Consider the following 23,232-nt stretch of genomic DNA (forward strand, 5'->3'; position numbering starts at 1 on the left):
ACCGTCGAGCGGAACGCCGTCTCGAGTTCCAGGCCCGGCAGGGTTTCCAGGCCCGTGACCGGGGTCTGGCGCAGCAGCGGGATCCGCCGCCGGTACACCCCGGAGCGCGCCCAGGGCCGCAGCAGGAACTCGACCTTCAGGCCGTGCTCGTGCCGGTCGGACCGGCCCGTGTGGGTGTAGACGGTGGTGTGCTTCTCGGTCCGCACCGGCCCGCGGCGCTTCGTGCGGCTGCCCTCGGCGGCGGCCTTGGGCTCGACCGCGCCGCCCAGCAGGAATCCCGCACCCGGGAAGCCGGGCGTGGGGATGGCCGGCGTGCCCTTGGCCGAGAAGCCGTAGCTCACCGTCGAGACGACTCCGTCGCGCACCAGCCGGTTGGTCGTCACCGTCGAACGGTGCGTGTGCCGGGTGTCCCCGCCGCCGGGGCGGGTCGTGGTCCGCTCCGCCTTGACCACGACGAGCTGCTCCAGCTTGCCGGACTTCCCGATCCGCGCGGCGAACAGCTCGTCGCCGCCGTTGAGCATGTTGCGCATCGTGACGTCGAACCCGCCCAGCAGCAGGCGATCCCCGAACGCGCGCGCCATCGCGTCGTGCAGCACCGCATAGTCGGCGGCGACGTCCCGGTCGGTGATCGACTTCTCCCACTCCCGCAGCCGCGACCGCAGCCCGTCGACCAGCTCGGTCACCACGTCGGCCCGCGCGGGCTCGAAGCGGCCCAGCTCGAGCCCGGCCGCCCGGTCCGGCGCGGGCACCGCCGGCGCCGGGGCGGCGGCGGGGGCGGCGTCGTCTTCGGGGAAGAGGTTGTGCCGCACGTCGTGCGGGGACAGCTCCCCGATCGACGCGAGCTCGCTCGCCGGCACCCACACCCGGACCGCGCGCGGGACGAACTTGACCCGCTCTCCGGTGGCGGCCGGCCGGTCGTGCTTGCCGCCCAGCGGCCCGGTCAGGCGCTCGCGCACCGACGTCGCCAGCAGGTGCCGCGCGTCGAACTCCACCAGGTAGCCGCGTTCGACGCGCTGGTGCTCGTCCCGGGTGGTCACGACGTCGATCTCGTTCGCGGCCGGGCCGCGGTGGTAGCCGGCCGACACCTCGCCGCCGCCGGTGAACACCTCGCCCGCCGACGCCGACACCCCGAACGACGCCGGGACACCGACCTGCTTGCCGCTGTCGTTGGTGAGCACCGTCTGGGTGCTCTCGGCGCCGCCGAACACGTGGGCCGGCTCGCGGTCGACGATCCGCGGGTTGCCGTAGAAGGTCGACAACGCGGCCGTGCCGGTCAGGTCGCGCCCGCCGAGGCCGAGGTCGCTGCCCGCGTTGTAGCTTTCCAGGCTCAGCACGTCCGACGGCCCGGCCGCGAGCCCGAGCCGGCCCTGGCGGCTGGTCCAGTTCGCCCACGTCTCCAGCGCTTCCTGCGACGCCGACGCGGTTTCCTCCCCCTCGGCGCGGCCGCCCAGCGGTTCCGACGGCGAGCCCAGCAGCAGCCGTTTCGCCGCCGCCGACAGCTTGGCCCCGGCACCTCCGGCCGCCGGGGCCAGCAGCAGCTCCGCGGCCGCGGACAGCAGGCCCCGCACCGGCGCGAAGGCGTCCAGGTCGTAGGCGGCGGGCAGGGTGCCGGGCCGCATCGACGCGATCAGCCCCGCGCCCACGGAATCCGCGTCCAGCCAGCCGGTCTCCGCGGCCGGCGTGGTGGGGTCGGGGACGGCGCCGAGCCCGCTGCGGGCGGCGACCTTGATGCCGAGGCGCCCGGTGAGCCCGGGCCGGTACTCGGGTTCGGTGGCGGCCGGGTCTTCGTCGCGCCACTGCAGCGGCGGCCCGAGGTGCGCGCGGTCGGTGCCCAGGCGGGCCTGGATGACGACGGGGTAGCGGTACTGGTGGATGTCCGCCTCGCCGCTCCAGGCCTGTTCCCGCTGCACCGCGCGGGCGACGAGCCCGCCGCGGTGCTTCTTCTCGGCCAGGGCGACGGCCCCCGAAAGCGACACCGGGCCGGCTTCGCCCTCGACCGAGACACCGAGCTTCTTCTCCCGGCGCCGGTGCTGCTCCACCCGCTTCTCGTCGCGGGCGGTGATCACCCCGGCGAGCTCCTTGCGCGGCACCGGACCGAGGTAGTGGCCGTGCTCGGGGTCCAGCTCGCCCACCAGGAAGAGGTCCTGCTCGGTGCCTTCGAGCGGGAACCGGACGCCGTCCCCGCCGTCGAGCAGGGCCCGGGTGGCGCGGTCGTCGAGGAACCCGGTCAGCTGGTTCCGGACGCGCTGGGCCGCGGTCCCGGGGATGACGCCGTCGAGCACCAGCCGGTGCACGATGCGCCCGGTCAGGTCGACGAGCGTGTTCTCGGTCAGCTGCCACGCGCTGCGCACGGAGTCGGGCACGTGCTCGCGCGGCAGCCCGGCCGGGCCGTGGGAGCCGGATCCCGACCGGCTGCCGGAGCTGCTGGAGCGGTCGCTGTCGGGGTCGATCCGCTCGGCCAGCACCAGCCGCGCGTCGGCGCCGAAGGTGAACGTCACGCGCGGGGCCTCGTGGCGGTGCCACAGCTTCCGCCTCCGGCTCTCCTGCTCGCGGTAGACGGACTGGTCGACCTCGGCCGCCGACACGACGAACTCGAACGGGACGCCGTACTTTTCGACCTCGCCGCTGGTGCGCTCGGTCGACTCGGCCACCACCCCGCCGACGTGCTGCTCGGCGTGCTCGGCCTGCCGCCCGTAGGACACCCCGACGGTGAGCTTCCCGCCGGCCAGGCCGAGCAGGTCTTCGCCGAGCCCGACCGACAGCTCGCCGCCCCAGCCCTGGACGTCGCGGTGTTCGACGCCGTGACTGTCACTCGCCCGCCGCCGGTGCCCCACGCTCTGCTCGGCCCGGCCGACGAACTCGGCCACCGCAGCCGGGTCCAGCCGCCGGGCCAGCATGATCTCCACGGGCCGCTTGTGCCCGGGCAGCTCGAACACGCGCCGCGCGACCCCGCCGGTGAACAGCTCGACCCCGTGGTCGGGGCCGATCCGGTCCAGCCACCGGTCCAGCTCGGTGGCCGCGTCGGTGGCCCGGTCGAGCTTCAGCTCGTCGACCAGCCGGTCGTACAGCCCGGCCAAGCCGGTGAACCGCACCGACTTGATCGCCTTGCGGGCCTGCCGGAAGGCTTCGAACATCGCCGTGAGCTGCTGCGGGCTCGCCGAGGGGGGTGCCTGGGGGTAGGCCAGCGGCACCATCCGCCCGCTGGCCCCGGCCGCCGCGTCGTGGCGCGGCCACTCCAGCCGCACCGGCACGGCCACTTCGCGCACCACGCCGGGCCGGTTCCGGTGCAGCACCCGCCCCGGCCGCGGGCGCACCAGCACCCGGTGCACGATCACGTGGTCCGACCGCGACACCCCGCCGCGCTCGCGCACCTCGGTGGTCGCGCCGGTCTCGCTGGTGGCGCGCATCCGCCCCACCGACGTCACCCCGGGGTCCTTGAGCCCCACGCCGACCGTGACCGGCCCCGCCGGAATGCTCTGACCGGTCGGGTTGAGCGGGGTCCGCGTGGCCTCGGCGACGGCTTCGCCCGTCCGCCGCTCCCCCTGGTACTCGTGGCTGATCTCGCCGATCCCCCGGACCTCGTCCATCGGCGCGCCGATCCGCACCGCCTGGACCTCGATCTCGACGTCCCGCTCGGCGTCGTGGATGGTCTCCAGCGTCCGGTCCAGCTGCCGCAGCACGTCGTCCGGGAACGACTCGGCCACCCAGCCCTGCCAGTCCGCGCGCTTCTCGCCCGCCTGCACGAGCTGGGCCAGCACCGCTTCCCGCAGCGGCGCGAAGTCCGGCTCCCCCACCACCGCGGGGTGGTCCAGCCGGGCGCGTTCCGCGCGCTCCAGCCCCGCCAGCACCGCGGGATCCGCCGCGCTCGGACCGGTCCCGGCGCGCGTTCCCGGTGCGTCCGACCACGCCGAGGCGTCCGACAGCGCCCGCGCCCGGCGCACCTGTCCCCCGCCGCCGGGGTGCAGCAGGGACTCCGATCCCGCCCGGCCGTGCCGCTGCCCGCCCGCGGGCGCCAGGTGCACCACCTCGCCGAGGCCGTAGCGGGGCGGCGCGTCGGCGGGGAACGGCTCGTCGAACGCCGCCGGGCGCTCCTCTCCGCCGGGCAGCTCCTCGACCCATCCGCCGGCTTCCGCCTCGGCGAAGAAGGGGGTGCCGTCGGCCCGGTAGCCCACCGAGCCGACCCGGCCCGCCCGGCCGTCCCACCCGGCCGGCTCGTCGAACCCGAAGTACAGCAGCCCGGTCGGCCGGAACACCGCGGCGCCCGCCGCGGCCCGCAGGTCGCGGGTGAAGGCGGCGAGGAAACCGACGTTGCACGCCCACACGCGGATCGCGTCCATGCGGTTCCAGCCCGCCGTGCGCAGCGCCTCCATCACCACCTGGACGTCGCGCAGGCCGTGCTCGAGCAGGATGAGGGCGAACTCGCCGTCCTTGCGCGGGAACCACTGCGTCGCCCCCGCCACGGCCGAGGCCCGGTCGCCGACGACCACACCCGAGCGCACCCCGGTGAGCTCGGACCCGCCGGCGGACCCCAGCGGTTCGAAGCGCACTTCGTCCGGGTCGCGGTCCAGCCGCGAGATCCCGCGGCGGCGCTGCATCACGTCGTGGGCCTCGGCCAGCCGCCCCGGCGAGATCCCGCTCTCGTCCGCGGCCTGTTCGCCGGTGGCCGGGCCGGCCCACGCCGGGAGGCCGAAGCCGAAGTCGAGCAGGCCGGCACCCGGCTCGAACTCGAACACGCCCTGGTCGCCGAAGAAGTCGTTGATGGCGTCGAACGGGGCCGGGTCGAACGACGGGGCGTCACCGAAGGAGGCCTCGAAGGAGCCGTCGAAGCCATCGGACGGCCACGAGGCGTCGAAGCCCGCCATGAACTCGTCGACGTCGAAGCCGGAGCTCTCCCCGGCCACCGGCTGTTCCGGCCCGGTGTCCGCCGGTTGCTCCGGAACCATCTCTCCGGCGCCGGGGACGGCGGGGCTTTCCGGCCGCGGGTCCGGAACCGCCGGCTCGTCGGGGAGGTCCTCCAGCACGAACGCTTCGGGCTCGTCCCGTTCCCCGGTGACCGCCGCCGGGTCGGCCGCGAGCATCGCCTCCACCGCCGGGACGAAGTCGGCCGGCACCGCCGACAGCCGCAGGTCCACGCCCGGGGTGTCCCAGTCGCCGCCGATCCGGAAGCGGAAGCGGGCGTCGATGAAGGCGTCGACGTCGCGGGGACCGTCCGGCATGGACCGCAGCACCGCCGAGACCGCGGACCGCATCGAGCCCACCCGCTGGTGGAACTGCTTGACGCCCTTGGCGACCACCTCGACCAGCAGCAGCGGGGTGCCGGCGCCGATGGCCGCTGTCAGCCAGGCCCGCAGCTGCCACTCGACGGCCGGGGAGAGCTCGTTCATCTCCGGCCGCATCACCGCCGTGGTCTCGGTCGCGGCCGACTTGCCGAGGAAGCTGCCCTCCCACCGCGGCGAGGCCGCGGCCTGCTCCGCGGTCACCAGCGGGGTCGGCTGCACCGTCACCGACACCCGCGGCACCAGCGCCGACTGCGTCAGGTAGATGAACTCGGTGAACTTCCACCCCGAGGTGTCGACGCCGGTTTCCCGCAGCCGCGTGCGCAGCTGCTCGACGACGAAGTCCAGCGTGTCGTCTTCGTACTTGACCACGGAGTACGGCTGGGCGAGCCGGATCCGGACGTCGGGCATCCCGACCTTGCCGCGCACGGCCTTCCACTGCGTCGCGAGCTGCCGCACGAACGCCGTCAGGCCCGCCTCGTCGTCCCGCGACAGCAGCGAAACCTCCGCCGGCGCGCGCTCGTCGAGGCGCCGGGCCTCCTTCAGCCGCTCCCGGGGCAGCTTCCGCCGCGGCACGACGTCCAGCTCGCCGCGCCACGGCGGCACCACCAGGCGCGCCGGGCCGGGCGCCGGAAGGCCGCGCGGCACCGCGGGCGCCGGCCCGTCGTCGACGACCACCGAGGCGGCCGTCAGCTTCCGCGGCCACTCGGCGGCCTCCCGCACCCGCACGTCGGCGACCACCCGGTCGCCCAGCGCGTCGCCGAAAACCTCCTGCAGCAACCGGTTCAGCGACGCCGTCCGCAGGCGATCCACCGCTTCCGCGCCGGGCCCGGAGACCAGCTCGATCGTCACGGTCACCGGCGCCGGCCGGTCGGCCGCCGCCCGGAGCCGTTCGGCGGCGCCCTCGAGCAGCCACCGCAGCCGCCACCCCACCACCGGGGCGAGCTCCGCCTCGTCCGGCTCGAACGGCAGGTCCAGCACCCGGGCCGCGCGGTAGCCCGCGATCGAGCCGCCGGGATCGGGCCGCAGCCAGACCTCCATCCCGAACCGGTGGTTGCGGTGCCCGCGCGTCACGGCCGAGACGAACCGGGCCGGATGGCCGCCGAAGAGGCCGGAAAGGCCGGCCTGCCGCGCGGCCGCGTCCAGCAGGTTCCCGATGCGCTGCCGGTCGGCTTCCGCCGCCCGGCGTCGTTCCGCGGGGTCGCCCGTGCGCTGCAGGTAGCGGACGACCTCGATGGCGAGCGGTTCGAGGCCGGCGGCCTCGCGCGCGCGCAGCAGGGGAACGATTTCGCCCGCCCACTGCACGAGGGCCGCGCGGTCCGGCTCGGGCAGGGTCACCGCGCCGCGCCACTGCAGCCCGACCTGGCCGGGCCGCTGCCACCAGTCCCCCAGCACCTCGCCGTCCGTCAGCCGCTTCTTCCGGGCGTGGTACTCCTCCTGCTTGCGCTTCCGCAGGCCGGCTCCGGGGTCGGCTCCGCCGACGGCGACGCGGGCCACCGGGTGCCCCTTGGGCTGCACCTCACCCGTCCCGACGGTCACCACGGGCGGCCGGAGGGTGAAGCCGCCCGTGCCGGCCGCGGTCTTCCCGGCCTCCGCCACGGCTTCCCGCACCAGGTCGCGAACCAGGGCCGACAGGTACTTCCGCCGTTCTTCGCCCAGAGCGGCGGGCTCGCGCGCGATCCGCACGGGGGCCAGCGTGATCGGTTCGATCGTCGCGGTCCGGTCACCGGCGGCGAGCGCGGCTCCGGCCGCTCGGCCGACCGCTCCGGAGACGAGCTGCCGCACCTGCCACACCGCGGCGTCGGTGAGCCGGGCGGCTCCCTCGACGAAGGCCAGGCCGGGCAGCTCGCGCGCCTGCCGGTAGTCGGCCGCCGTCCAGCCGGGGTGCGGTTCGGGGTGGACCGTCAGCAGGATCCCGGTCCGGTAGTCGCCCGCGCTCGTTTCGGCTTTGGTCAACGGCCGGTCGCCCACCGGGAAGGTGAGCCCGAGCGCGGCCGGCCCGGCTTCCGGCGAGCGGCGGCCCGGCAACCCGGCCAGCAGCTCGGCGAACCGGCGGCTCACGTACTGGAAAACCTCGCCGGAGGCGGCTTCGACGGTCTGCTTCTCGGCCGCCGTCTTCGCCGGGTGGTGGTGCGCGGTGAACCGGAAGTCGACCGGGGGCCGGTCGGCTTCGTGCCGCTCGAGCGACGTCCGCGCCGCCTGGTCGAGCCAGGCGTCGAGCCGCGCCCGGTCGTGGGGGTGGATTCCCTCCTTCGCGCTCTGCAGGCCGGCGGACCACGGTTCGCCGGTGTCGGTCGCCGCCGCGAGCGTGAGGCGCACCGGGATCTCCCCGTGCCGGGCCGCACCGCGGTAGCGGATCTCCACCCGGGGGACGAGGCCGTCGCCGAGCCCTTCCCCGAGCAGGCGCCGGAAGTGCGCTTCGCGCTCGGCCTGCGCATCCCCCGTGTCGCTCTTGATCTGCCCCACTTCGAACACGAACACCGGCAGCGGCGCGCCGTTCGCGCGCCGGGCCGCGCCCGCCGCCACCTGCCGCAGCTGGTCCGCGTGCACTTCCGGCAGCTCGTTCGTGTTGCTGAGCAGGGTCAGCTCGAGCGAGGTCAGGTCCCGGTAGTGCGCCGGCGGCATCCGGTCGCCGTCCGGGTGGCGGACCAGTTCGAGCCGCGCCTTCCCGGGCTGGGACGTCAGGAGGACCTTGGTGATCTTGACGTCGTGCGCGCCGGCGGCGGCCAGTCTGTCCAGCACCTGGGTGTGGGCGGCGGCGAGCCGGGGCAGCACGGTCTTCAGGTGCTTGCCGCCCTTGTCCGCGGTGGACAGGACCAGCCGCAGGTCCACCGGGGTCTGGCCGGCTTCCCCGCGGGCCCGCTGCTCGGCCAGCACCGCGGCCAGCTGCCCGGCCAGCGAGTCGAGCGCTTCCGGGGCCACCACGCCGGAGAACTGACTGGTGAAGTGGCCCTCCCACAGCTTCCGGGGGCCGGCGGCCGGGTTCGTGGCGCCCGCCGCCGGGCCCGGCTGAGCGGCCGGGTTCGTGGCACCCGGCTGAGCCGCCGTGCCTGCCTGAGCCGTGGCGGCGGCCTGCCGCCGGGCGGTGCGCCACACTTCGTTGGCCCACTTGGGCGGAAGTGCGAAGCCGGAGAGCCGCTGGACGTCCGGTGCGGTGACCGGGCGGCCGGTGCCCGGGTGCCGCACCCCTTCCATGTCGCGCATCCACGCCCGCACCAGGTCCCAGACGGGGCCGGTCCGGCGGGTCTCCCCGATCGGCTCCGCGTACTCCGGCGGCAGCTGGGGAAGGACCTCGTCGAACCGGCTGCGCCACGTCTGCGAGCCGTCCCAGGCCGTCGGCCGCCAGGTGCGCAGCTGATCGAGGACCGCGGCGCCCGCTTCCGCGCTGCTGCCGCCGGGCTCTTCGCCCGCGTCGCTGCGGGCACCGCGTGCCCCGCGGGTCCGCGGTGCACCGACGCTCGCGGCCAGCTCCCGCGCCAGGTCGGTGACCCGGTCTTCGGCCTGGGGAACGTCGAGGCCGGCGACGTGGTCCTGGACGCGGCGGGCGGCGACGATGGTGCGGAACACGCGGTCGCGGGCGACGAGGTCGCGTTGCGCGGGGCTCACCGGGGCGATGAACGTCTGGGTCTGGTAGGCGTCCGACAACAGCTGCCCGGCACGCACGGACAGCGCGCCGACCACGGACGCGGGCAGCTTCGACGCCCCGAGCACGTCCCGCGCGCGCTGCCACTGCGCCGCCACGTCCGCGGGCAGCGCCCGGGCCACCCCGGGGAGCAGCTGCCCGGTGCTCACCCCATCGGCGCCGGCGACGGCACCGTCTTCGGCGAGCACAACACCGTCACCGGCGAGGTCTCGCGCGAGTTCCGGCAGTGTCGAGTCCGGCAGTGTCGATTCCGGCAGTGTCGATTCCGGCAGCGTCGATCCCGGGGCCGCCGCGTGGGTGAAGCGCTCGTCGAGGTCGTCCGGTGCCCCGGTCGGGTGGTCCAGCCAGGTCTGCCACTCCGCACGGACGTCGTGCCCCGCCCCACGGCCGGTGCGCAACCCACCGAACCGGTCCTCGAACCCCTCCTCGCGAGCGGCGACGAACTCGTCGTGGATCCGCTCGACGGCCGCCTCCGGCAGCACCGCGTCCGGGTTCGCCGCCCGCCACCCCGCGAACCGCTGCGCGAACTCCCGCTCGGCCGCGTGGAGCGCACCGGCGAGGCCTTCGTGGTAGGTGAGCTCGATCGGCTCCCGCCGCTGATCTTCGTCCCGGTCGACGAAGCCGGCCTGCGACGTCGTCGTGGCCGCTTGGGCGAACCGCTCGTCGAGCCCCGCCACGCCGGCCGGGTCGGTCAGCCAGGACTGCCACGCCGCGCGGACGTCCTGCCCCGCACCACGGCCGGTGCGCAGCGAACCGAACCGGTCCTCGAAGCCTTGTTCCCGGCCCGCGACGAACTCGTCGTGGATCCGCTCGACGGCCGCCTCCGGCAGCACCGCGTCCGGGTTCGCCGCCCGCCACCCCGCCAACCGCTGCGCGAACTCACCCTCGGCCGCGTTCAACGCACCGGCGAGCCCCTCGTGGTAGGTCAGCTCGATCGGCTCGCCGGGCCGGGCGTTCGGATGTTCCGGCGGCCGGGTTTCCGGCGCGCCGTCCCGCGTGCCGGTGCCGGTGCCGGGGCCGGCGGGCGGGGCGTTCGGCCGGCCCGTACCCAGGTCGACGGTCGGGTGCCCGGAGTTGGGCTGCAGCGGGGCCACCAGGTCGCGCAGCTGCTGTTCGGCCGCGGCCAGGGCCGGGGTGTCGCCGGCGGCGAGCGCGTCGGTGTACTTGATCACCACCTGCTGCACGTCCGGGTGCCGCGACAGCTGGTAGATCTCGTCCTTCGGCGACGAGTAGTACACGACCTCGCCGCCGCCCCCGCTGCGGCCGGCCCGGTTTTCGGCCTGCACGTCGATGTCGGCGGAGATCTCCGAGTGCGCGGTGACCCGCACGAACAGGTCACCCCGCGCCTTGGCCTCCGCGGTGGTGGTGATGTCGACCCCGCGCGCGCCCTGCATGTTGATCACCAGGACCTTGCCCGGCGCGCCGGCCGCGTCGATGATCCCCTTGAACGCCTCGTCGAGGTTCTTGCCCTGTTCCAGCTGCCACTTCGCGTCGATCGCCTCGTGCTCGACCTTCAGCTCGGCGAGCAGTGCCGACACCGCGGCCACCTGGTCGTTGCGGGTGGCCAGGATCAGCTGCGGCTGCCGGGTTCCGTCCGGCGACTGCATCGCCCGGACGTCGCGGGCCAGCTGCGCGAGTTTGGCGGATTCGTCGGCGGCGACGACGTCGGCGGACTTCTTCAGCCGCGACTCGTAGTAGCGCGGCATGTCTTCGACCACCGCGGACATGCCCTTGCCAGCGAACTCCTCGCCGTGGCCGTTGGCCGTGCCCGACGCCCCGGTCTTCTGCCCGTACTCCTTTTTGGACAGCAGCTCGTGCGCGGTGACGCTCTTGCTGCCGGCCGAGTCGCTGCGGATCTGCAGGCCGTGCGCGAACTCCACCGCCTGCGCGAGCCCGCCGTTCCACCGGCTCTCGGAGCTGGTCTCCGGGTTGAACAGCACGTTGTGGGTGGTCTGGTCGATGATGTAGATCTTGCCTTCGTGCTGCACGTAGTGCACGTTCTCGCGGTATTCCCACTTGGCCGCCGCGGCCATGTCGATCCGCGAAACCTCCTCCTCGGTGAGGGGACGGCCGAGCAGCAGTTCCACCTTTTCCCGGCCGGGCCCGCTCAGCCGGGCGGGACCGCCCGCCTGGCCTTCCCGGCGCCCGAAGTCCGCCGTGTCCAGCCAGCCGCTGTCCACGCCGTCACGCACCAGGTCGTGCGCCCACTCGACGTGCGCGCGAACCTCCGGTGTGGCTTCGCCCTGCACGCCTTCGCTCAGGATGTACTGCGAGTTCGAATAGACCAGTGCCTCGTCGATCTCGTCGATGCTGACCGTCAGCACCGTCGGGTCGCCGGGGTTCTTCTGCCCCGGCAGGGTTTCGTGCCGCAGGTAGGTGAAGCCGACGTCTTCGGCCGTGCCGAGGTAGACCGTCGGGCGGCCGTCGCGCGGCCCCGGCGGCGGCTTGTCGGGGTTCAGCCGGTGCACGTCGATCCCCAGCACCGACATCAGATCCAGGTAGTGCGGCAGTTCCCGGTCGGCCAGGTTCCCCCGCGTGGTGGTGACCTGCACGCCGTCGACGTCCGGGCGCGCGGCGTTCACGGCCGCGTGGGCGAAGAAGAGCCACGACTTCCCCTCGCCGGCGGCCATGTTCACCACCTGGCCCTTGCCGAAGGCGTGCACCGCCGACACCTGCGTCCACCGCAGGGCGATCCCGTTGCGGCGCCGGATCAGCTCGAACACCGCCGCGAACGCGTCCGCCTCCGGGCCCCGCGAGTACAGCTGCGCCAGTTCGGCGTCGCCGATTTCGGTCAGCTTCCGGTGGCCGGGGACCTCCGGGCCGGAGCGCGCGGCGATGTCCCACAGCGTCCGGGCCGCGTCGTGCGCCTTGTTCGCGCCGGCCAGCCAGCCCTCGTACGCCACCGCGCCGGTGCCGTGCTCGGTCCACCCGCCGCCTTCGGCGGGCACGAACACGCGCGGCTGCGGCAGCCACTTCCCGGCGTCGTCCTTCAGCTGCCGGTAGGCCACGACTTTCTCCGCGTCGCTGTGGCGGTCGACGACCTTTTCGCTCTCCGGCGGCAATTCGGCCAGCAGCGACCCGTCCGGGCGGTGCAGCGGTTCGACCGCGTCGGTCTTGCGCGCCCGGACCTCCCCGGGCCGCGTCCGCGGCGGCGACCAGCCGCCGTCGAGGCCGCGTTCGAAGCTGACCCCGTTCCCCAGCACAACGTGCCGGACGTCGCCGCTCGCGTCGAACACGGCCAGCGCCCCTTCGGGCACCTCCGTCCGCTCGCCGCCGCGCTCCAGCACCCCGGGGGCCTCGGCGCGGTACCACCCGTCGGCGCCGCGCGTCCACGCCGTGCCCAGCGCCGAGGACCGGTTCGGCCACACCACACCCCCCGACGGGTCCGCGACCACGGTGGGTCGCTTCGGCGCCGGCGTCGGGTCCGGGGCTTCGGCGCGGGTGTCCCGGATGGCGGCGTCGATCGCCGCGAGGTCCGCGGCCCGCAGCCGCCCGTTCCCGTCCACCCCGGCGAGCGACAGCAGTTTTTCCACCGCGGCGTCGAGGTCCCCGGGCCGCCAGGTGAGCTGACCGTCCCGCGCGGTTCCGTCCACCTCGACGGGCACCCGCCGGGAGCCATCGTGCTCCCACCCGGGCCGCGGCGGCCCGTTCGGCGTCGCCGCATCGACGACGACGTGCAGCCGGGCCCCGTCCCCGAACCGGTGCCGCCCGTTGACCCGTTCGTCGAGCAGCCGCTGCACCCCGTCGGCCAGCGCCCGCCGCGCGCCGGCGTCGACCCGTCCCGAGGAGGAGACGAGGTCGACGGGCACGGAGATCTCCCGCACCCACTGGTTCGGCGCCACCTGCCCGCGCCGCACGTCGAACCGCAGCGGCGACACGGTGGTCCCACCGGAGGCGACCCGTTCCCCCCGGTGCCGGGTGGCGGGAACGGACTCCCGCACGGCCGACCAGCCGGCGGCGGGTGGGTTGCCGGCGGGCGGGTGGCCCTCGTGCCCGGCCGGTCCGGGTCGGCCGGCGGCAAGCTGAGCGGCCACGACGGCGGCTTGGGCATCGGCGGGATCGGTGTTGGGGTCGTCTTTCCCGGGCCGGTGGGGTTGCGCCGGGCCGGAGTCGGTGCGCGGGAGCTGAGAGGGGCGCGTGGCGGGATCGGTCCCGTTGTGCCGTTCGGACGGCCGGGGGCCGTCGCTGTGACTGGGGCGCGCGGTCTCGGTGGTGGGGCGGGTTGAGTCCGTGGTGTTCGGGCGGGCGGTGTCGGTGGGCGGGCGGGTCGAGTCGGTTGTGGTCGGGCGGCCGGCGTCGGCGGGCGGGCGGACCGGGTCGATCGTGGTCGGACGGGCGGTGTCGGCGGGCGGGCGGGCCGAGTCGGTCGTGTTCGGACGGGCGGCGTCGGCAGGCGAGCGAACCGGGTCAGTCGTGCTTGGGCGGCCGGCGTCATTCGTGGTCGGCCGACCTGCTTCGGCGCCCGGGCGCGCCGAGTCGCTTCCGCCTGGGCGCGCGGTGTCGGCGGGCGGGCGGACCGGGTCGGTCGCGCTTGGGCGCGCGGTGTCGCCGCCGCTTGGCCGGGTGGGCTCGGTGCCGGGCTGTGCGGACGGGCTCGGCGCCGGTTGCTGCGGGGTGTGGCCCGCCGGGGCGCTGGTGACTGGACGGGCCGGATCTCCTCCCGGAACGGGACGGGCGTCCCCCACCGGCGCCACCGGCCGCTGCCCCGGCGGCTGACCGGCAGGCGCGGACGTGCTCGTGGCCGGACGGCCGTCCCCGACACCGGCCGTACCGGAGCCCGGACGTTCCACCGGCGAACCGGCAGCCGGTCGTCCCCCCTGCTCCCCCGCCGCGGGTCCCGGCTGCCCCGGAACGTTCGGGCCGGGACGGGCATCGCCGCCGGTCGCACCCGAAGACTGATTCGCCGCACCCGGGCGCACCTCTCCGCCCACGGGCGACGCAGGCTGATTCGCCGCACCCGGACGCACCTCCCCACCCGCCGGCGACGAAGGCTGACCTGCCACCCCCGGGCGGGTGTCACCACTCGAGCCACTCACGGAGGTCGAGGGCTGCCCCGCCGTACCGGTACCCGGACGGGCGTCGCCGTTCAGGCCACCGGACGGCTGCCCCGCGGGGCGTGCGTCGCCGCTCGAGGTGCCCACGGCGGTCGAAGGCTGGCCTGCCGCCGGGCGGGCGTCGCCCGTGGCCGCGGGGGCAGGTGGGCCCGATGCGCTGGTGCTCGGGCGGGGCTCCCCGCTCGTCGGCGCCGATGACTGGCTCGACCCGCTCGTGCTCGGACGGGCATCGCCGGTCGCCGGGCGGGTGTCGCCGCCCGATGCGGCCGGGCGGCCGTCCGCGGACTGGCCGGTCGCGCTCGTGGCCGGGCGGGTGTCCTGGGCCGACGGGCTCGCCGCCGGCGGCTGGCCCGCCGTGCTCGTCGCCGGGCGGGTGTCCTGGGTCGACGGGCTGGCGGCCTGCGCCGGCGGCTGGCTCGTGGTGCTCGTCGTGGGCCGGGCTTCGCCGCCCGGCGAGACGGGCGCGCCGGCCGGGCGGGCATCCTGGACCGGACCGCCCGCCGTCCCCGAAGCCGGGCGAGCCGCGCTCTCCCCCGCGGGCCGGCCGCTTTCCTGACCCGGTGCGACCGGGCCGCCGATCGTTCCCGAAGCCGGGCTGCTCGTCGCCTCCGGCGAAGACTGCCCGTCGGTGCTCGTGGACGGGTGCGCCTCGGCGGGGGTGAACAGCTGGCCCAGCGGGGTTTTCCCGCTGGTGACCGGCTGCGACACCGCACGCTGCTCACCCTGGGACTGCGAAACCTGTTCGCCCGCCGAAGGGCGGTCGCTCGCCAGCGGGGTCTGCCCGTTCGCCGAGGGCCGGCCGGCCGTCCCCGGCTCCGGGGTTTGGCCGTTCAAAGCACCGTCCGACGGGGCCTGTCCGTTCAAGGCACCATCCGCCGGAGCCTGACCGTTCAAAGCACCATCCGTGGGTGCCGCGCCCGGTGTCTGCGTCTCGCCCGCCGGTGGGATCACCAGCTTCGGCGGCCCCTCGCCGCCGCCCGGGGATGCCGGCTTCGCCAGCTCCGGCGGTGCCAGGTCCGGGACATCGAGCTTCATCCCGCCTTCGCCACCGCCCGACCGGTCCGGCAGGTGAGGACGGCCGTAGCCCGACATCGCACCCAGGATGCCGCCCCAGAACGCGTCCGGGTTGTGGAGCACCTTGTTCACGATCGGGTTGCTCCACGCGACCGAGGCGGCCTGGCCCGTCGCGTAACCCAGGTGTCCCAGCACGACCAGGCCGCGCGGGATCTTCTTGCCGAACTGCGCCGCCGCCGACTTCGCCGCGTACACCACGACCCGGGCGCCGCTGGTCATCACGCCCGAGGCCGCGCCGCCGATCGCGCCGCCGATCGCGGCGTAACCGACCGACTTGCCGTCGATGTGGTCGCGCTGGTGGTTCTTGTGCTGTCCCAGCTGGGTGAAGTAGTCCGCCGACGCCATCAGGCCGGCGCCGACCCCCGCCGACACGCCGATGTCGATCGCCGTCGACTGGACCCACGGGGCGATCCGGATCAGCAGCTGCTTGACCGCTTCCCAGGACAGCTTCTCCAGCGACAGCGACGTCAGCTTGGCGATCAGCTGCTGCATGATCATGCGCAGCGTCAGCTGCGCGGCGGCCTCCACCGCCGGCGCCATCCACGCGAAGATCACCGAAGCCAGCAGGAAGATCACCTGGGCCAGCGCGAACGTCGCGGCCACGATGATGAGGATCTGCGCCTTCTCCACGTCGGCCGCGGAGTTGCGCAACGACGCCGACAGCTGATCGGCGTACTTCTCCAGCTGATCCAGCGCCGAGGCCACCGTCCCGGTCAGCCATTCGGACATCGCTTCGGCGTATTCGCCGTCCATCGCCCGGTCCAGGTCGGTCGCGCGGGCGCGCACCTTCGCCTCGAAGTCCGCCGCGGCGTGGGAGATGTCCGACCACCCCTGGGACATCGCCCGCATGCTGCGGACGTTGCCCTCCGGCCACTCCATCCCCAGCGTGACCTTGAGGAACTTCTGCAGTTTGGCGGGCGGGTGCACCGGCCCGTCACCCGATTCGAACACCGCCCACCTCCCTTCAGCGCAGCGACGGCCGACAGCTTGCGGCTACTTGTCGTCCTGCTGGTGCACGGATTCGGCGAGCTGGTGGTCGTACTGCTTCGCGTTGTCCTGGTCGAGCCCCTGGAACTCGGTGACCGTGCTGGTGATGCCCTCGCCCAGCTCGTGCACGTTCTTGGGCAGGTCGTGCAGTCCCTGGCGGACCTGGCGGGCGTTTTCCACGTAGCCCTGGGCAAATTTCTTGCCCGCTTTGTCGTCGCCCCAGCAACCGTCGTACCGGTCCAGGGTGTGTTCGAGCTTCGCCACCGCATCGGAGAAGTCGGAGCTCGCCGTGCCCAGCTTCTGCACCATTTCCCGGACGGCGGCGGGATCGAGCCGGAACTGGTCAGCCATTGCGCTCACCCCGGTCGGTGCGCGACAGGCCCACGCTGTCGAGCATCGGCGAAATCAGCGATTCCAGCAGGGCCTGCGGATCCGCTTTCCCCGAGGCCACCGCGCCGTAGTCGAGGCCCGACGGACCGCTCGTGCCCATCAGTTCCGCCACCTTCGCCAGGGATTCGGCCTTGCCGCGCTGCAGCGTCTCCACGACCACGCTCGCCAGCTGCGCCGGCGCCAGCGAGCGGTACTTCCCTTCGTTGAACACCAATTCGACCAGTTCGCCCCGGCCGTCGAACGTCATCGACAGCGACTGGTCCTTGGCCCGGACCGTCGTCCGGGCGTCCCGCCACAATTCGCTGAGCTTGCCCAGCTTTTCGCGTTCGCGTTCCAACGCGGCCATCGCTTCTTCCACGCCGCCGCCGTCGAACAATCCGTCCGGGAACATCACTCACCAAGCCCTTCCGCCGAGTGCTTCCGCCACGCTCTCAAATTCCCGTTCGCCGCCCCAAGGGATCCGGGGCGGGAACGGTTGTTCGTCGAAGGTTCCTGCCCCGGCGCACCAGCGACCTCGGCGACGCGCGCGGGCAGCCAGCGCCGCGTGCGCGCCCCGCGCAGGAGCCGGGAAAACAGCAACGCCACCAAGGCGACGACGGGAACCGCGACCGCGGCGGCGAGCGCCACGGTCGCCCCGGCGCCCGCGACCGGCGGCACCGGCGGGACCGGTGCGGGCGCGGGCGTGACGACCGGGCCGAGCCCGCCGGTCTCCTCCGGCAGCACGGTCGTCACGGCCGCCACCGCGTTCACCGTGCCCCAGCCGAACCCGGGATCGGGCAGCGCCGCCGCCGGGTGGTCGGCGGTCAGTTCGAGGCGGCGCTTGACCTGCGCGGCGGACAGCTGCGGGTGGTAGGCCCGCACCAGCGCGGCGACGCCCGCGACGAACGGCGCCGCGTAGCTGGTGCCGCTGCCCAGCCAGTGCCCGGCGCCGCCGGGGCCGACGCTCGTCACGCCGACCCCGGGCGCCACCAGGGAAAGGAAGCCGCCCGTCTGGGAGAAGTCCGCCTTCTTGCCGGTGGCGTCGACGGCGCCGACCGCGAGCACCCCGGGGAAGGCTGCGGGGTAGGTGACCGGATCGCCTTGCTGGGCGCTGTTGGCCGCGGAGGCCACGACGACGACGTCCCGGTCGGCGGCGTGCTGGACCGACTTCTCCAGTTCCGGGTCGGGGACGTTGGTGCTGGCCGAGATGTTGACCACCCGCGCGCCGCCGTCGACCGCGGCGCGGATGCCGTCGGCCATCTGGACGGCCGTCAGCACCGGCGGCGAGCCGTCCGGCGTGAGGGTGGCACACCGGATCGGCAGGATCGTCGCCTCGGGCGCGATCCCGGCGAACCCGGTGTCCGGCCGCGCGCCCGCGGCGATGATGCCGGCGACGAAGGTGCCGTGCCCGAAGCAGTCCGCGTCCGCGGGGCCGCCGCCGGGGTTGGCGACGTCCTGCCCGCGCTGCACCCGGCCGCCGGCCAGCTGCGGGGTCTGGGCGTCGACGCCGGTGTCGACCACGCCGACCGTCACGCCCGCGCCCTTGGTCAGCGGCCACACGCGCTCCGGCACGAGCCGCTGCTGCGCCCACGGCACACCGGGTTCCGCGCTGACCGGCGGCGGCAGGCAGCCCAGCTGCTCCGCGGGCAGCGGTGCGGGCGCCTGCTGGGCCGCGGCCGGTGCCGCGGGCAGGACTGTCCACAAGAGACCGGCCGCCAGCAGGCAGCGCGCCGGACGCCGTCCGGCTTTCCCCGTCATCGTCGCCACTGTCCTTTCCGGATCGCTCACGACGCCAAGGTGGCGGTGTGGTTCGCCGTGGCCCGGGCGGTCGTGTCCGCCCGCCACTCGAGCAGGGAGGTGGTCATCCGGGCCACGACGTCGGGCTCGTCGACGACCCGCAACGCGCCGCGGCGGCGCCGGTCGAGCGCCTGGTCGAGCTTGGCCAGCGCGGCGAGGTCGCGTTCGTCGAGCTCCCCGGACGCCGGCGCCTGCTCGCCGGGGGCGAGCTCGCGGAACAACGCGGCCACGCGAGGCGCGGCCGGGGTGTCGTCCGCCGGCTCGCCGTCGGGTGGGACGGTGCGCACGGCCAGCGCCTTGAAGCGCGCGCCGGCGAAGAACACCACCTCGTTCACCGGCGGGCCGATGCGCAGCTCCGAGGTGCGCCGGGCCGAGGCCGGCCAGATGAGGACGTCGAGGCCGGCGTCGGGCACGGTGACGTCGAGGTCGGTGCTGCCGACGAGGAATCCCGGCTCGGTGAGCACGGTCCCGGGCGCGGCCGTCCCTTCCGGCGGCTGCCCGGCGCGGCCCTGCCGGAGCACGGCGCGCCGGTGGGTGGGCAGCCGCCGCAGCCCGGACACCAGGCACGGCAGCTGACCGTCGAGCTCACCGGCGCTGCCGGCGCGCACGGCGGCGCCGAGGTCGGCGGAGCTGCCCGCGCCACCGCCGAGGTAGAGGCAGACGGCCACGTAGTCGGCTTTGGCCACGGCTTCCTCTTGGCGCATGGACGGCCAGGTCGCCAGCGCGGCGTTGACGGTGGCGAGCGCTTCCCCGTAGGCCTCCCCGGCCGCGGCGGTGAAGCGCGCCTGCTCGGCGGGAGTGCTCGCGCGGTCGGCGACGACGAGTTCCCGGCCGGACACCACCGGCGGCTCGGCGACGGGGGTTTCCGCCGGTGGAGCCGGCTCGGCTGCCGGCGGCTCGGCGGGTTCGGCTTCGGCGGGCTTGGTCTCGGTTTTGGTCTCGGGCTTGGTCTCGGGAGGCGGCGCGGGGGCACCGGAGACGGTGGACACCGGCGGCCCGGAGACCAGCAGCGAGGGCGGCGCGAGGGGTCCCGGCTGCGGGCGCTCCCCCGCCGGGGCTTTCGATTCGGCGGGCGTTCCGGCCGGAGCCGGGGACTGCGGGGGCCGCGTGATCCTCACCGTGGCTTCGGAAGCCGCCTCCGCCGGCCGCAAACCCTCACCACGCGGCCTCCCCTGCGCATCGGAAGCCGCCCCCGCCGGTCGCAAACCCTCGCCGCGCGGCATCCCCTGCGCAGCAGCAAAACCAGGCACCAGACCGGAGCCCGTCCGTGGCCGGGTGCTCGCCGCCGCGCGGGTGCCGCGGACCGCGGCCGACGGGCGGGCCGACAGCAGGGCCCTCGCGCCGTCGTCCAACGTTCCCGCCAGTCTCAACCAGGCCGCCGCCCGGGTCTGCGGGGTGAGCTCGCCGAGGATCTCCTCCGCCGCCGCCAAGAGCTCCGGGGTCAGGCGCTCACCCGGAGTGCCCAGGTGCAGGGTCCAGCCCCGCGGGTCGGACGGGGCCCGGTCCGCCGCCGGGTCGGGGCGGCCCGTGCGCAACGCCAGACCCGACGGCACCACGTCCGCCTCCACCGCGCCCAGGCGGTAGCCCGTGCGGCCGCGGCGCCGCCAGCGGCCCGGCGGGGGTGCCGCCTCCGCCACCTCCTGGCCGCCGTCCGGCCGCTGCCGCAGCAACGACGCGAACGGGCCGAAGCGCCCCTCGCCCCGGCCGGCGGCGGGAGCGGCCGCCACGACCACGTCCCGGCCCAGCGCCTTCGCGAACTCGCTCAGCCACGCACTGGTGCGGGCCGCCGACGGCAGCACCACCAGCCGCGTGGGCCCTTCCGGCAGGCGCGCGGCCGCCGCGGCGACGTCGGCCGGCGGCGGGACGCGGCCGCCCGCGCCCACGACGACGGCCGCCGCGGCCGGGTCGGCCGGTACCGCGAACGCCGGGCCGTCCGGTGCCGCCGGGGGTTCGGCGGCGCCGCGGACCCGGACGCCCGCCGGGACCGGCTCGAGCACCACCCCGCCCACCGTGATCGCCTCGGCCGGCAGCCCCGCTTCCCACGGCGGTACCGGGTGCCGGTGCCCGCCGGGGGACGGCGACGCCCCGGGCCGGAAGCGCCGCCAGCCGCCGGCCGCGTAGAGGGCGGCACCGGGGTCGGCGCAGAAGTCCCCTTCCGGGGCCAGGATTTCGACGTCCAGCGCGTCGGCCAGCGCCTGCGGGACGAGCGCGTCCGCGCCCAGGTCCGGCACGCCGATGCGCACGGTGCGGACGTCGCCGCCGGCCACGACGTGCCGGTGCAGCAGCGACGGCAGGGCCGTCACCAACGCGGGTTCCGCCGCCGCCGCGGCCGACACGCGCACGAACGCGTGGCCCGGCACGAGCGCCGGGCGGCCGGGCGGTTCCGCTTCACCGGGGCGCCGGATCAGCAGGTCCGGGCCGCGCCGGTCGACGGCGAAGGCCTCGGCCCGCGGCCGGGCGGTGCTGGTCATTTCGCCTCCTGCTTCGGGGGTGCGCCCGCCGGGCGGTGGCGAGCTCCCGGGCGACGTCGGTTCAGGCACTGGGTTCGAGGTCCTCGACCGTCAGCAGGGTCAGGTCGGCCGCGGTGACCGACGGCGATTCGGCCAGGCGGGACGCCTGCCGGTCGGTCATCCGCTCGAAGACCCGCCGCGCGGTGCGGCCGTTGCCGAACGTGCCGTCCTTCGGGATGGCTTCGAAGTGCTCCCGCAGCGCCTCGGCGGCGGCGTCTTCGAGGTGGTAGTCGTGCTTCGCGCACTGCGACCGCACGATGGTGACGAGCTCGTCGGCGGTGTAGTTGGCGAACTCGATCGTCCGGCTGAACCGGGACTCCATGCCGGGGTTGGCCGAGAGGAACGCCTGCATCTCGGTGCTGTAGCCGGCCGCGATGACCACGACGTCCTCGCGGTGGTCCTCCATCAGCTTGACCAGGGTGTCGATCGCCTCCCGGCCGAAGTCGGGTCCGCTGCCGCCCTGCCCGGAGCTGAGCGTGTAGGCCTCGTCGACGAACAGGACACCGCCGAGGGCGGTGGTGAACGCCTCGGTCGTCTTGATCGCGGTGCCGCCGATGATCTGCGCGACGAGGTCCGCGCGCGCCACCTCGACGAGGTGCCCTTCGCGCAGCACCCCCAGCTGGGCGAGCACCTGGCCGTAGAGGCGCGCGACCGTCGTCTTGCCGGTGCCGGGAGCGCCGGCGAACACGAGGTGGCGGGCCATCGGCGGGGCCGACAACCCGGCGTCCTGACGCCGCTTCGCCATCTTGTTGAGGTTGATCAGCGACGTCACTTCGCGCTTCACCCCGGCCAGCCCGACCAGGTTCTGCAGTTCGGCGAGCGGGTCACCGGCGGGCTTCGGGCGCTCGGCCGCCGCCGGTGGCACCGGTTCGGCGGCCTCGACGGACGCGGAAGTCCCGTAGGCGTCCGGTTTCGCGTTGCCGGCGGTGATCAGGTCGAGCACCTCGATCGCCGTGCCGGGACGCAGCTGGCGCACGCCGCTGCCGCGGTTGTCCCGCACCGTGCAGGACGCCACGCGCACGGCTTCGCCGGTCTCCAAGGTGATCCCGTCCGATCCCCCGTCCGAAAATTCGGACTCGGTCACGGTGCCCGACGCGCCTTCGCCCAGCCGGCAGCCCGCACCCGCGCTGCGGTGCACGCGGCAGCGCAGCACCGACAGCGTGGCCCCGGGTCCGGCGTGGACACCGTCGCCGCCGGCGCCGTCGATCGCGCTGTCGGCCAGCGACAACGTCGCTTCGGTGACTTCCACGCCGGTGCCGGTGGTGTTGCGCACGCTCAGCCCGCTGGCCGACAGCCGCGAGCCGCCGGCGACGCGCAGGCCCGCCCGGCCGCCGTCGATCTCGACGTTCTCCATGGTGCCGCGGCCACCGCCGTCGACTTCGACGGCGGCGCCGTCCGAGCCGCGCACGCGCAGGCGGCGGAAGAACGGATCGGCGGCGTCGGTCACCTTGAGCCCGGCTCCGGTGCACCCGGAAATCGCGAGCTGGTCGAACTCCGGCGCGGAGCGCTCGGTCACGTGGACGCCGATCCCGTCGACGTCCGAGACTTCGCAGTCGGTGACGAAGCCGCCCGACCGCGCGGCGAAGTGCACACCCCGCGTCCCGGTCGCGCGGACCCGGCAGCCGGACAACGCCGGCTTGCAGCCTTCGGCGACGAAGACGCCTTCGCCGCCGACGCGCTCGGCAACGCAGTCTTCGAGGGTGACTTCCCCGGTACTGGCAAGGTAGAAGCCGATGCCGTCGCCGTCGGACGCGGTCAGCCGCTTGGCGGTGATCGCCGCCTGCTGCTCGACCGCGACCGCGGGCTTGGCCGAGGCGCGGATGGTGGTGTCCTCGACGGTCAGCCGGCCGCGGCCGTTGAGGCAGATGCCGTTGCCCGCCGCCTTGTCCACCGTGCACGCGCGCATCAGCAGCGTGCCGTCGTCGGCGACGACGACCGCCGAGGTCCCCATGGCGTCGAACCGGCACGACTCGAGCACCCCGCCGTGCGGGGAGGTGACCACGACGCCGGCGCCGGTTCCGTTGCGGACTTCGCAGCCGCGCATCAGGATCGTGCCTTCGCCGGAGGCGAAGACCGTGGACCAGCCCGCGGCTTCCAGGGTGCATTCGGTGAGGCTGAGCTGCCCTCGGGCCACGAAGACCGCGGGGTTGTCGGCGTCCGCGGAGACGGCCGTGATGCCCGACAGCGCGGCGGAAGCGGCGTTGAGGGCCACCGCGACGCCGGTCCGGGCGAACACCGTCACCGTGCCGGCGCCGTCTTCGGCGGTGATGGTGACCGCTTTGGACAGATCGAGGTTTTCGGCGTAGCGGCCCGGTCCCACGACGATCAGGGCGCCCTCGGGTGCTCCGGCCACCGCGTCACCGATGCGCCGGTACCCGTGCCCCGGCGTCTGGGTGACCATGATGACGTTCTGGCTCACGCTGCGGCTCTCCTTCGTCGTCACGCCGGTCCGGGCCCCACCCGACCACTCGCGACTCAACAAAATCTCTATCCCGGGCCGCGGCGGCGGAATCCGGGGACTT

At 75.0% G+C, this 23,232-nt stretch carries 6 protein-coding genes (1 of these 6 only partly in view); all 6 read right to left on the bottom strand.

The annotated features are described in order from the left end of the window. Positions 1 to 15,998, bottom strand: the 5' end (the start) of a protein-coding gene (locus Q5425_RS44760) for a protein-glutamine glutaminase family protein (RefSeq protein WP_308678546.1). The gene continues 31,129 nt to the left of window position 1, outside the view; 15,998 of the gene's 47,127 nt are visible here — the first part of the coding sequence; its start codon is at positions 15,996 to 15,998; its stop codon lies off the left edge, out of view. Between the two features lie 42 nt (positions 15,999 to 16,040). Beyond that, the gene (locus Q5425_RS44765) at positions 16,041 to 16,385 is read right to left on the bottom strand and encodes a WXG100 family type VII secretion target (RefSeq protein WP_308678547.1); all 345 of its coding nucleotides are present in this window, start codon (positions 16,383 to 16,385) and stop codon (positions 16,041 to 16,043) included. After that, positions 16,378 to 16,815, bottom strand: coding sequence for a YbaB/EbfC family DNA-binding protein (locus tag Q5425_RS44770; RefSeq protein ID WP_308678549.1), 438 nt, complete (start codon positions 16,813 to 16,815; stop codon positions 16,378 to 16,380). Before Q5425_RS44770 ends, Q5425_RS44765 begins: the two co-directional genes overlap by 8 nt. Then, positions 16,815 to 18,161: a type VII secretion-associated serine protease mycosin gene (mycP, locus tag Q5425_RS44775; RefSeq protein ID WP_308678550.1), complete on the bottom strand. Its 1,347-nt coding sequence runs from the start codon at positions 18,159 to 18,161 to the stop codon at positions 16,815 to 16,817. The genes Q5425_RS44770 and mycP overlap by 1 nt, the downstream gene beginning before the upstream one ends. 26 nt (positions 18,162 to 18,187) lie before the next feature. Continuing rightward, entirely contained in the window at positions 18,188 to 20,671 is a 2,484-nt protein-coding gene (locus Q5425_RS44780; RefSeq protein ID WP_308678551.1) for a hypothetical protein, read from the bottom strand. 61 nt (positions 20,672 to 20,732) lie between these two features. Then, entirely contained in the window at positions 20,733 to 23,129 is a 2,397-nt protein-coding gene (locus Q5425_RS44785; protein WP_308678552.1) for a right-handed parallel beta-helix repeat-containing protein, read from the bottom strand. Between the last annotated feature and the right edge of the window lie 103 nt (positions 23,130 to 23,232).

Origin of the sequence: Amycolatopsis sp. A133 (assembly GCF_031082405.1) — a bacterium.
GTDB lineage: Bacteria > Actinomycetota > Actinomycetes > Mycobacteriales > Pseudonocardiaceae > Amycolatopsis.